The organism is Klebsiella sp. YJ, assembly GCF_002108615.1.
Lineage (GTDB): Bacteria > Pseudomonadota > Gammaproteobacteria > Enterobacterales > Enterobacteriaceae > Klebsiella > Klebsiella planticola.
Genome location: NZ_MTEG01000056.1, coordinates 1 through 11,138 on the forward strand (window position 1 = coordinate 1; position 11,138 = coordinate 11,138).

Consider the following 11,138-nt stretch of genomic DNA (forward strand, 5'->3'; position numbering starts at 1 on the left):
CGATTTAGCCCCGACGTATCCCCACTGTTCGTCCATTTCCGCGCAGACGATGACGTCACTGCCCGGCTGTATGCGCGAGGTTACCGACTGCGGCCTGAGTTTTTTAAATGGCGGAAAATCGTGTTGAGGCCAACGCCCATAATGCGGGCGGTTGCCCGGCATCCAACGCCATTCATGGCCATATCAATGATTTTCTGGTGCGTACCGGGTTGAGAAGCGGTGTAAGTGAACTGCAGTTGCCATGTTTTACGGCAGTGAGAGCAGAGATAGCGCTGATGTCCGGCAGTGCTTTTGCCGTTACGCACCACCCCGTCAGTAGCTGAACAGGAGGGACAGCTGATAGAAACAGAAGCCACTGGAGCACCTCAAAAACACCATCATACACTAAATCAGTAAGTTGGCAGCATCACCCAGTTTGCCAGTCGATTTGACTGTGGCGATAAAAGACCCGGCCAGGTGCTCGGGTCTTTATCGAACTAAATATGCTTCAAGCGCGATCAGAAGGGAGCGTTGATATCCACCACGTTGATCAACTTGTGGTTGACGAACTCTTTCAGGCCTAAGTCGATCAGTTCACGACCATAGCCGGAGCGGCGGATGCCGCCAAAGGGCAAATCAGCCTTAACCATGGTGGGGTGGTTGACAAACATCATCCCGGTAGAGACTTGCTTGGCTACCGCCAGACCGCGCTGTTCATCGGCGGTGAACACAGAGCCACCGAGGCCGAAGGGCGAATCGTTGGCAATGGCAATCGCTTCCTGTTCATCCTTTGCCTTGAGGATCATGGAGACAGGGCCGAAGAACTCCCAATAGTAAGCCGGGTTGTCCGGGGTCACATTGGTAAGTATGGTCGGCTGTACAAAAGCGCCTTGCTCCGGCACTTTGGGACCAACTTCGGTAGCTGTGGCACCATGCTCAACCGCTTCACGAATTTTCTGCTTCACTTCATCGGCAGCACCCTGGGAAGACAGGGGCGCCAGAGTCGTGTTCGGATCCATAGGGTCACCGGCTTTAAGCGCGGCTACGCCTTTGGTATAGCCTTCCATAAACTTGTCATAAATGGCTTCCACCAGGATCATCCGTTTGGATGAAACACATACCTGACCGGCATTCCAGTGACGGCCGAATACCGCCCAATCTATGGTTTTCTCAAGCTCGGCATCTTCCAGCACGATAAAGGCGTCAGAGCCGCCCAGCTCCAGAGTGGATTTTTTCAGCGCCTTACCGGCCTGAGAGGCAATAACGGCGCCTGCACCTTCAGAGCCGGTCAGAGCCACGCCATGTACCTTGGGTGAGTTGATGATCTGCTCGACTTGATCCCGGGTAGCATACAGGTTCTGGAAGGCGCCCTGTGGCAGTCCGGCATCCCGCATCAGGCTCTCAAAAGCGGCGGCGCACTGAGGCACATTGGAAGCGTGTTTCAGCAGCAGGGTGTTGCCGGCAGAAAGTTGCGGAGCCAAGATCCTGGCTATCTGGTAATAGGGGAAGTTCCAGGGTTCAATGGCCAGCAAGACCCCAAGAGGTTCATTGACCAGCAGCGCTTCCCCTTCGGCGGGATCGGCCACAGGCAGTTTCTGCGGTGCCAGCAGTCTCTCGGCATGCTCGGCATAGTATTCGAGGATCTGCGCCGACAGTTCTACTTCGGCCTCGGCCTCTCCAATGACTTTACCCATCTCTAGGGTCAGCAGCTCTGCATAGCGGCGCTTGCTGTCTCTGAGCAGGGCTGCAGCCCGATTGAGTATTTCAGCCTTGTTGGCAAAAGAGGTATTGCGCCAACTCAAAAAGGCCTGGTGGGCCGATTCAATTGCCTCTGTGACTTCGGCATCAGTGGCATTGGGAAATTCTTTGATGAGCTCTCCCGTGAAGGGATTGATCGTTGCATATGTCATGTGTTCCTCCCAGCGTTGCAAGTAATAGGGGTCAGTTTGGAGATCGGAAATTTTTGTACGTTAAGCGCATTATTTAACCAATCTTGGTTCGTAAGGGGTTGATTTTGCGTCAGTGGCTATCGCTTTTAAGTTGTCGCTCTTGCAGTATCGCATTTAGGTTATCCGATTAAGGTCAAACCTCTGAAAATGCCGTATAGCGCGGGAGTACACCCTATTGCCATAGGTAAGTCTGTTCAAAAAACAGGCTTACCGTACAATAATTCTCTATATCCAAACTGACCCCTCATCAATCCGTTGTCAGCCCCACGAACAGCTGCAAGCTGCTGAAGAATTGCAGGGCATTCAGCACCTGCATCGAGCGCTTGCTTCTTTTCTTCCGGGCCATGTGGCACTCACCGCTTTTCACTCCAGATAAGCGGGGCCTGACGCCGAAGAGTCAGGCCCTCAACTCATTAGAATTCCTGCACGGTTGGGCGCAGAACGATCTCGTTAATATCCACGTCAGCAGGCTGCTCAATTGCGAAGGCGATAGCTCGAGCGACCGATTCGGCGGGAATTGCATGCTTGTAGAAGTCCACTACGAAATCGCGGCTCTGTTGGTGGGTGCTGCCGAATTTCAGTTCGGAGTCCACGGCGCCCGGTTCGATAGTCGTGGTGCGGATGCTGCCACCGACTTCGTGACGCAGTCCTTCGGAGATAGCCCGCACAGCAAACTTGGTGCCGCTGTACACGGTGCCACCTGGGCTGAACACCTTCAGGCCTGCAACCGATGCGATGTTGATGAAGTGACCACTGTTTTGTTTCTGGAAGACTGGCAATGCAGCCGCGACTCCGTACAGCAGACCCTTGATGTTGATATCGATCATGCGATCCCACTCGTCAGTGCGAGTATCGCTGAGCGGTGCAATCGCCATCAGTCCGGCATTGTTGATCAGTACATCAATGCGACCGAAGGTATCCACGGCACCTTGAATGAGCGTTTTGACCTCTTCCTGAGAGGTGACATCGGTCTGATACGCGATTGCCTGACCACCTGCATTGGTCAGCTCAGCCACCAATGCGTCGAGTTTATCTTTGCGGCGCGCAGCCAGCACTACGCGAGCGCCAAGCGCAGCAAGGTGGCGTGCAGTAGCCTCACCCAGGCCGCTGCTGGCACCGGTGATAACGACAACTTTTCCAGAAATGTTATTGCTCATGCTGAGAACCTCATCGGTGGTTTTATACTTCGCCATGGTTGGTTAACCTGGCAGTGCGCAAACTTTAGACCCATGATTGATCTCAATAAATGAAAATGATTGGATTATGCTATTCCTGAAAATGGAATAAATGGGAGGGGCAACATGCTTAACCGCATGGAGATGGTTAGGATTTTTTGCACAGCAGCAGAGGCAGGTAGCTTCCGCGAAGCGGCAACTCGATTAGGCATCTCCCCACAAGGGGTGACTCGAGCCATTCAAGCCCTGGAAACTGAGCTTGGCGAATCACTGTTCCACCGCAATACCCGCCAGGTGAGCATCACTGCTTTCGGTCAGAATTACGCCAAAGATGCCAGGTCAGCTCTGGATCATTTCGATACGCTATTCCGGTCGCACAGGACGGAGCCTGAGCTGTCAGGTAGGGTGGGGATTACGGCTCCACATGCTATTGGCAGGCGCTTCCTAATACCGTTTCTTCAGCCCCTGGCCGCTGCACATCCTGACCTGCAATTCGATCTCCGTTTGGAAGATCAGATGACTGATGCTGTTGAGGCGCATATCGATATTGGTATCAGGGTGGGGGTTATTCGCGACCGGCGCTACGTTGCACGTGCCTTAGCTCCCGTGCCGTTTTACGTTGTCGCGTCCCCGTCTCTCATAGGCCAAAAGACACCACCTGAATCTTTGGATGCTTTAGCTAAGCTGCCACTTTCAGTCCTGATCGACCGGAAAAATGGCCGCCCTTGGCCTTGGCTATTTGCCGACGGGCAAACGTTCGCGCCCAGGCAGCCAGCGCTTATCTGTGATGATCCAGATACGGAATTGGAAGCCACCCTGGCAGGCATGTGTTTTGGCCAAATTCCTGCCTATCTGGCTGAGCCTCATCTGCGGTCAGGAAAGCTGGTTGCCGTTTTGGCTGATCACGCTCCAGCACCATGGGATCTGTTCATATACCGCCCGCAGCAGGGTCCTGTATCGAAGCGGGTGCGATTGGTGTACGACCACCTTAAGCAGGCTTTCTCAAACCCCAAGCTATTTCCCCAGGGCCTGGGGACATAGCTTGAATACCTGCCAGCAATCGTCCGCTTTTGGCCGATTCTGTTGAAAAAGTAGCGGCCTTCCCATGCCGTTGGCAAAATTGCGTTGTCAGCGAGCGTGGGGGCGAACAGCATGATGGGACAGTTACCGGGAGGACAGCAGCGCTTGTTCTACTCGTTCAACCTGGAAGATCACGTCCCGGCCCAACATCTCCTGCGCAGCATCGACCAGTGCCTCCCGAGTTCGACAGTTAAGATCGCAAGTGCTTGTTTTTGCTAGAGCGCACTTTCAAAAATGCCACTACAACAGCGCTAACTGCTCCGGCGCCGCTGGCTTTTCGATTCCTAATGCATGAAGCACCCCGTTCTGCTCCGTGCTGAGCGTCGACACCCCCGCCACCGGCTCGCCGCCGTTCAGGCGCACGCGGTGATGCTGGATGCGCTGCAGTTGCTCGAGCGCCCGCTCGGGCGTGTAGCCCGCGTCCGCCGCCTTGAGTCGGCTGCGCATCACCCGATGCAGGATCAGCGCCATGAAGCAGATCGACGCGTGGGCGCGAATCCGCTCGGGCAGGCGGTGATACACCGGGCCAATCTCGATCTCGGACTTGAGCACCTTGAAGCCGCGCTCGATGTCGGCGAGCGACTTGTAGCGCTGAAGCACGTTCTGCGCGGCGAGCCCCTCGGCGTTGGTCACCAGCAGCAGCTTGCCGTCCATCATTTCGGCAAGACGCTTCGCCTTGTCGTCGATGTGGTAGCTGAAGAGCTCCTCGCCCAGATCCACCTTGATGATGCGCGACAGGTGCGCTTCGCTGACCGCATGGTAGAAGCGCGCCTTGGCGCCGCTATCCGAGAGCTTGCGCCCCCGGTGCTTCACGCCTTCGTCCTGCTCGGTGAGCTTGCCCGACCATTGGTCCGCCTGGCGGATCAGCGCGTCGATGCGCTCGTTGCGCTGCCCGGTCTTGGCAGCCGCTGTTACCGGGTCGTGCGCGACCACCAGCCGCAGATCGTTCCAGGCGTGCTCCGAAATGACTTCCTGCATGGCGGTGGCGCACTGCTGTTCGTGGAAGGGCTCGAGCAACTCGATGAACTCGTTGTAGCGCCGGCCCGGCACCGCGACGATGAACTCGAGCGGCTTGCCGCTGGCCAGGCGCACGGCTTTCAGCGCCTCCAGATTGTCCAGGCTGAGCAGCCCCCGGTCGGCGACCAGCACCAGGCGCTGCACCGACGGGAAACGCTCGAGCACCTTGGTGAGCGTGGGCAGCAAGGTTCGGGTTTCGGCCGTATTGCCGTCGAATACCTCGTGGTAGATCGGCAGCCCCTCAGCGGTCTGCACCACGCCGAGCATGAACTGGCGGGCGATCAGCCCCTCCTTGGCCATGCCGTACTGGCGCACGTCATCGGCCTGCTGGCTGAGTCCTTCGCTTCGAATCGTGGTCAGGTCGTAGAAGACCACCGACAGATCCTGGTCGATCAGCGGGCGAAGCAGCCCGGCGACCACCGCATCGACCTCGTCCTGATGATCCATCAGCGCATCGAGGCTGCGCAGCAACTGCTGGTGGGTGACCGCCTTCATATAAGCAGCGCTTCGCGGCCGACCTCAAGAAAATGCTCCCACGCATTCCCTTCGCTGAGGACTTCAACGCGTTCTCAGCCGCCGGCCGCCAGCTGGGCGAATGGCATCTGAACTACGAGACGGTCGAACCCTTCCCGCTGACCGAGGAAGCCAAACGCCTGGTGATGGAGCCGGACGACTACTTGGTGACGAAGATGACCTTCGGGAAGAAGGACGGCAAGCCCGACAAGAGCGTCATCGTCTACAACCCGCACCTGGTGCTGCGTGACATTCCGCTCGAGGCCTACGAGTACGTGGTCAACGGCAAGCCGGCGATCGAGTGGATCATGGAGCGCTACCAGGTCACGATCGACAAGGCTTCGGGCATCAAGAACGACCCGAACCAGTGGTCGGAGGACCCCCGGTACATTGTGGATCTGCTCAAGCGGATCGTGCGGGTGAGTTTGGAGAGCGTGCGGCTAATCCGGGGGCTGCCTACGCTCAATGAGCATGTGGCGTAGGCGGGTACCGAAGACACGATGGATGAACTTAGTACCGACCTCGAGAGAGTGCAGTACCTCCAGAATCTGCTAATCGCGCACGCAACTGGGAGTAAGGCCGACGACGGCGAATACCAAACTGTTCGCCGAGCGCTTTTGGATAATCGGGAGGTGGCGGAACAGTTGCCAGGTTTCGTGCGGACATGTCGTGACCTCGCACAGTTCTGGGGTTTCATCAAGTACGAGAAGAGTACGTACGGCGAACGCAGGCAGCTCATATGGAGTTCGTTTGCGCCGTTGCTCGATCACCTCGAGGGCAAAGCCTCGAGGCCCTCTGATGCACCGATTTCCGAGGGACTGAAAAGCTTCGACGCGGACGGAGTGCATGCAGTCTGGGCGAAGGCCCTCGAACGGCGTGAATCGGATCCAGAGGGTGCAATCACGTCGGCCAGGACGCTGCTCGAGACCGTCTGCAAGCACGTTCTCGATGAGGCCGGCGTGGCGTACGAGAAAGGGAGAGCGGACCTTCCGGACCTCTACAGGCTCGTGGCAAAGGAACTGAACCTCGCGCCCGACCAGCACACCCAGGACGTCTTCAAGCAGATCCTCGGCGGCGTGACCTCGGTTGTCCACGGTCTCGGCGCTATGCGGAACCGCTTAGGGGACGCCCACGGCCAGGGGAAGAAACCAGTGCGCCCGGCGCCGAGGCATGCACAGCTCGCAGTGAACCTCGCGGGTACGGTCGCCCTGTTCGTCATCGAAACTTGGCTCGCGAAGTCCGAAGCCGGAAACCCGTAACCGCCAAGGTGAAACTCTGTGAGCACGTGGTTTCTGCTTGCCCTTGGACCGAGCGCGTTCTTCACATCTCAGTTGGCAAGTACCCAGTCCAGGGCCACTTTACCAAGTGCCTTCACGCTGTCGACGGTTAGCTCGATTCCCTTTTCCTTCGCTATCGTCTTGATTCGCTCCCAGACAGCTTTGCTGCGGATGGTGTCCAGCAGCTCATGACCTTGCCAGGTCAATTCGGGAGAGAGGATCGCGTGTCCGCCGTAGGTCGTGATGTCGATGGCGGAGATGAAGCCGGCCTTCCATAGAAGGAGGGCATGCTCGCCTTTTGATGCGCCCTCCGCGGAGTACTCTGGCCCTACTCCATAGGTGAGATTGGTGCGCTCCGATAAGGGGGTTGTCTCGATTTCTGTCAGAACTTCGCGGATCACGTCCCAGTCACGCTTCATGCAGCCTCCGATGCCGAAAGTGTCTCCTGAGGAGACACTACTTTGTCTTTCCTTGGAACTTCACTTCTGCCCATGCTACCAGCCGCTTCCCAAGCATGACGAGTGTCGGAGACAGCACAACAAGTATCGCGGGAGCAACGATCTCAGTGACGAGTTTTTCTGCCATGTCTGGTCTCAAGGTTTGAAACGAGGCGGATGCCGCCTGCGCCTGTAAAACGATCCATCACTAGAGCCAAGGCCCTGTGACTTCCCATCCGCAACGATCCTTTCTTCTAGGGGTGCTCCCCTTGTTGTTGAGCGCTGCACCCGAGAACCTTTCCAGAAGCGCTGGCGCAAAAAAAGGGAAGACACCTGATCGTTGCCACACATCAATCCATCTTGCTGCCACGGCGCAGCACAGTGGTGTGGTCACGACCGCCAAACAGTTGTTGGAGGCCAGTGTGCCGTCACGACCTGTACAAGTTGGAGTAAAGCCCTTTGGGACTTCAGGGCGTCAATTAGTAACAATGGGCGCTTTAGAGTGGGCCAAAATGAAGGGGCGCATTTATGTCATTTTCAGAAGACGACTGCACCAGTTGATTGGGCGTAATGGCTGTTGTGCAGCCAGCTCCTGACAGTTCAATATCAGAAGTGATCTGCACCAATCTCGACTATGCTCAATACTCGTGTGCACCAAAGCGAGGTGAGCATGGCGACGGACACCCCACGGATTCCAGAACAAGGCGTGGCCACTCTGCCTGATGAGGCTTGGGAGCGTGCGCGCCGTCGTGCGGAGATCATCAGTCCGTTGGCGCAGTCGGAGACGGTCGGGCACGAAGCGGCCGATATGGCGGCTCAGGCGCTGGGCTTGTCTCGGCGCCAGGTATACGTTCTGATCCGGCGTGCCCGGCAAGGCAGCGGCCTCGTGACGGATCTGGTGCCCGGCCAGTCCGGTGGAGGTAAAGGTAAGGGGCGCTTGCCGGAACCGGTCGAGCGCGTCATCCACGAGCTACTGCAAAAGCGGTTCCTGACCAAGCAGAAGCGCAGCCTAGCGGCCTTTCACCGCGAAGTCACTCAGGTGTGCAAGGCTCAAAAACTGCGAGTGCCGGCGCGCAATACCGTGGCCTTACGGATCGCTAGCCTTGACCCGCGCAAGGTCATCCGCCGGCGGGAAGGCCAGGATGCCGCTCGTGACCTACAAGGTGTGGGCGGCGAGCCTCCTGCCGTGACCGCGCCGCTGGAGCAGGTGCAGATAGACCATACGGTCATCGACCTGATCGTGGTCGATGACCGCGACCGGCAACCTATTGGCCGCCCGTACCTGACCCTCGCCATCGACGTGTTCACCCGCTGCGTGCTCGGCATGGTCGTCACGCTGGAAGCGCCGTCTGCCGTTTCGGTTGGCCTGTGCCTCGTGCATGTCGCCTGCGACAAGCGCCCTTGGCTGGAAGGACTGAACGTGGAAATGGATTGGCAGATGAGCGGCAAGCCCTTGCTGCTCTACCTAGACAACGCGGCCGAGTTCAAGAGCGAGGCCCTGCGCCGGGGTTGCGAGCAGCATGGCATCCGGCTGGACTATCGCCCGCTGGGACAGCCGCACTATGGCGGCATCGTGGAACGGATCATCGGCACGGCGATGCAGATGATTCACGACGAACTGCCGGGAACGACCTTCTCCAACCCTGACCAGCGCGGCGACTACGATTCCGAAAACAAGGCCGCCCTGACGCTGCGCGAGCTAGAGCGCTGGCTCACATTGGCGGTCGGCACCTACCACGGTTCGGTGCACAACGGCCTGCTCCAACCGCCGGCCGCGCGCTGGGCCGAGGCCGTGGCGCGTGTCGGCGTACCGGCCGTCGTCACACGCGCTACTTCGTTCCTGGTCGATTTTCTGCCGATCCTCCGGCGCACGCTGACCCGCACCGGCTTTGTCATCGACCACATCCACTACTACGCCGATGCGCTCAAGCCGTGGATTGCGCGGCGTGAACGCTGGCCGTCCTTTCTGATCCGGCGCGATCCGCGCGACATCAGCCGTATCTGGGTCCTGGAACCGGAGGGACAGCATTACCTGGAAATTCCCTACCGTACCTTGTCGCATCCGGCTGTCACCCTCTGGGAACAACGGCAGGCGCTGGCGAAACTGCGGCAGCAAGGGCGCGAACAGGTGGATGAGTCGGCGCTGTTCCGCATGATCGGCCAGATGCGTGAGATTGTGACCAGCGCGCAGAAGGCCACACGCAAGGCGCGGCGTGACGCGGATCGCCGCCAGCACCTCAAGACATCAGCTCGGCCGGACAAGCCCGTTCCGCCGGATACGGATATTGCCGACCCGCAGGCAGACAACTTGCCACCCGCCAAACCGTTCGACCAGATTGAGGAGTGGTAGCCGTGGACGAATATCCCATCATCGACCTGTCCCACCTGCTGCCGGCGGCGCAGGGGCTGGCTCGGCTGCCGGCGGACGAGCGCGTCCAGCGCCTTCGCGCCGACCGCTGGATCGGCTATCCGCGCGCGGTCGAGGCGCTGAACCGGCTGGAAGCCCTTTATGCGTGGCCAAACAAGCAACGCATGCCCAACCTGCTGCTGGTCGGCCCGACCAACAATGGCAAGTCGATGATCGTCGAGAAGTTCCGCCGCACCCACCCGGCCAGCGCCGACGCCGACCAGGAGCACATCCCAGTGTTGGTCGTGCAGATGCCGTCCGAGCCGTCCGTGATCCGCTTCTACGTCGCGCTGCTCGCCGCGATGGGCGCGCCGCTGCGCCCACGCCCACGGTTGCCGGAAATGGAGCAACTGGCTCTGGCACTGCTGCGCAAGGTCGGTGTGCGTATGCTGGTGATCGACGAACTGCACAACGTCCTGGCCGGCAATAGCGTCAACCGCCGGGAATTTCTCAACCTGCTGCGCTTTCTCGGCAACGAGCTGCGCATCCCGCTGGTCGGGGTTGGCACACGCGACGCCTACCTGGCCATTCGTTCGGACGATCAGTTGGAGAACCGGTTCGAGCCGATGCTGCTGCCGGTATGGGAGGCCAACGACGATTGCTGCTCACTGCTGGCCAGCTTCGCGGCTTCGCTCCCGCTGCGGCGACCCTCGTCGATTGCCACGCTGGATATGGCTCGCTACCTGCTCACGCGCAGCGAGGGCACCATCGGCGAACTGGCGCACCTGTTAATGGCGGCGGCTGTCGCTGCCGTGGAAAGTGGTGAGGAAGCGATCAACCATCGCACGCTCAGCATGGCCGACTACACCGGCCCCAGCGAGCGGCGACGACAGTTCGAGCGGGAACTAATGTGAAGCCCGCGCCGCGCTGGCCGCTGCATCCCGCTCCGAAAGAAGGCGAGGCGCTGTCCTCATGGCTCAACCGCGTGGCCCTTTGCTATCACATGGAACTGCCCGAGCTGCTGGAGCACGATCTTGGCCACAGCCAGGTCGATGACCTGGACACCGCGCCACCACTGTCGCTGCTGGCGATGCTTTCCCAGCGGAGCGGGATCGATCCGGACCGGCTGCGCAGCATGAGTTTCGCCGGCTGGGTGCCTTGGCTACTGGATAGTCTTGATGACCAGATTCCAGACGCATTGGAAACCTATGCATTTCAGCTGGCACTGTTGCAAATAGTCGGTGGTGATAAACTTACCATCCCCTTTTGCTGATGGAGCTGCACATGAACCCATTCAAAGGCCGGCATTTTCAGCGTGACATCATTCTGTGGGCCGTACGCTGGTACTGCAAATACGGCATCAG

The 11,138-nt window shown here is 58.8% G+C and carries 8 protein-coding genes and 7 pseudogenes; 9 read left to right on the forward strand and 6 right to left on the reverse strand.

Annotation, left to right across the window (positions count from 1 at the left end):
- The 4 genes and pseudogenes from BV390_RS29160 to BV390_RS29175 form a co-directional block, all read right to left on the reverse strand.
- Positions 1-356 (reverse strand): annotated as a pseudogene (locus BV390_RS29160) (IS1-like element IS1B family transposase); the annotation flags it as partial.
- 141 nt (positions 357-497) lie between these two features.
- Positions 498-1,889: an NAD-dependent succinate-semialdehyde dehydrogenase gene (locus BV390_RS29165; protein WP_023205627.1), complete on the reverse strand. Its 1,392-nt coding sequence runs from the start codon at positions 1,887-1,889 to the stop codon at positions 498-500.
- Positions 1,890-2,173: 284 nt separating this feature from the next.
- Positions 2,174-2,281, reverse strand: a pseudogene (locus BV390_RS32025) (metal-sensing transcriptional repressor); the annotation flags it as partial.
- Between the two features lie 60 nt (positions 2,282-2,341).
- Positions 2,342-3,085 carry an SDR family oxidoreductase gene (locus BV390_RS29175; RefSeq protein ID WP_085397604.1) on the reverse strand — a complete coding sequence of 248 codons (744 nt, stop codon included), beginning with the start codon at positions 3,083-3,085 and terminating at the stop codon, positions 2,342-2,344.
- Positions 3,086-3,184: 99 nt separating this feature from the next.
- Between BV390_RS29175 and BV390_RS29180 the strand changes: the two genes are divergently transcribed.
- Positions 3,185-4,144, forward strand: coding sequence for a LysR family transcriptional regulator (locus tag BV390_RS29180; protein WP_224788382.1), 960 nt, complete (start codon positions 3,185-3,187; stop codon positions 4,142-4,144).
- A gap of 111 nt (positions 4,145-4,255) precedes the next feature.
- Positions 4,256-4,396: pseudogene (locus BV390_RS31730) on the forward strand (IS5/IS1182 family transposase); the annotation flags it as partial.
- 27 nt (positions 4,397-4,423) lie between these two features.
- Here the strand turns inward: BV390_RS31730 and BV390_RS29185 are convergent.
- Positions 4,424-5,692, reverse strand: a pseudogene (locus BV390_RS29185) (IS1634 family transposase); the annotation flags it as partial.
- A 35-nt stretch (positions 5,693-5,727) separates the two neighbouring features.
- Here BV390_RS29185 and BV390_RS29190 point away from each other — a divergent pair.
- Entirely contained in the window at positions 5,728-6,195 is a 468-nt protein-coding gene (locus tag BV390_RS29190) for a type ISP restriction/modification enzyme (protein ID WP_085397600.1), read from the forward strand.
- 18 nt (positions 6,196-6,213) lie between these two features.
- Entirely contained in the window at positions 6,214-6,972 is a 759-nt protein-coding gene (locus BV390_RS29195; RefSeq protein WP_085397601.1) for an abortive infection family protein, read from the forward strand.
- A 68-nt stretch (positions 6,973-7,040) separates the two neighbouring features.
- On the opposite strand, the gene BV390_RS29200 is transcribed toward BV390_RS29195, so the two are convergent.
- Positions 7,041-7,409, reverse strand: a complete 369-nt coding sequence (locus BV390_RS29200) for a DUF2513 domain-containing protein (RefSeq protein WP_085397602.1) — start codon at positions 7,407-7,409, stop codon at positions 7,041-7,043.
- A 548-nt stretch (positions 7,410-7,957) separates the two neighbouring features.
- Here BV390_RS29200 and BV390_RS32155 point away from each other — a divergent pair.
- The 5 genes and pseudogenes from BV390_RS32155 to BV390_RS30965 all read left to right on the forward strand — a co-directional run.
- Positions 7,958-8,023: pseudogene (locus tag BV390_RS32155) on the forward strand (EAL domain-containing protein); the annotation flags it as partial.
- A gap of 74 nt (positions 8,024-8,097) precedes the next feature.
- Positions 8,098-9,777, forward strand: a complete 1,680-nt coding sequence (locus BV390_RS29210; protein ID WP_000179844.1) for a Mu transposase C-terminal domain-containing protein — start codon at positions 8,098-8,100, stop codon at positions 9,775-9,777.
- Positions 9,778-9,779: 2 nt separating this feature from the next.
- A complete protein-coding gene (locus tag BV390_RS29215; RefSeq protein WP_085397603.1) occupies positions 9,780-10,688 on the forward strand; it encodes a TniB family NTP-binding protein in 909 nt (302 codons plus the stop codon).
- Positions 10,685-11,005: pseudogene (locus BV390_RS29220) on the forward strand (TniQ family protein); the annotation flags it as partial. The gene BV390_RS29215 and the pseudogene BV390_RS29220, both read left to right, overlap by 4 nt.
- A gap of 53 nt (positions 11,006-11,058) precedes the next feature.
- Positions 11,059-11,138, forward strand: a pseudogene (locus tag BV390_RS30965) (IS6 family transposase); the annotation flags it as partial.

What these genes read in the sequence shown, in the direction of transcription:
- BV390_RS29165 (WP_023205627.1), bottom strand. Translation starts at nt 1,889, where the DNA reads ATGACATATGCAACGATCAATCCCTTCACGGGAGAGCTCATCAAAGAA.
- BV390_RS29175 (WP_085397604.1), bottom strand. Translation starts at nt 3,085, where the DNA reads ATGAGCAATAACATTTCTGGAAAAGTTGTCGTTATCACCGGTGCCAGC.
- BV390_RS29190 (WP_085397600.1), top strand. Translation starts at nt 5,728, where the DNA reads ATGCTCCCACGCATTCCCTTCGCTGAGGACTTCAACGCGTTCTCAGCC.
- BV390_RS29195 (WP_085397601.1), top strand. Translation starts at nt 6,214, where the DNA reads ATGGATGAACTTAGTACCGACCTCGAGAGAGTGCAGTACCTCCAGAAT.
- BV390_RS29200 (WP_085397602.1), bottom strand. Translation starts at nt 7,409, where the DNA reads ATGAAGCGTGACTGGGACGTGATCCGCGAAGTTCTGACAGAAATCGAG.
- BV390_RS29210 (WP_000179844.1), top strand. Translation starts at nt 8,098, where the DNA reads ATGGCGACGGACACCCCACGGATTCCAGAACAAGGCGTGGCCACTCTG.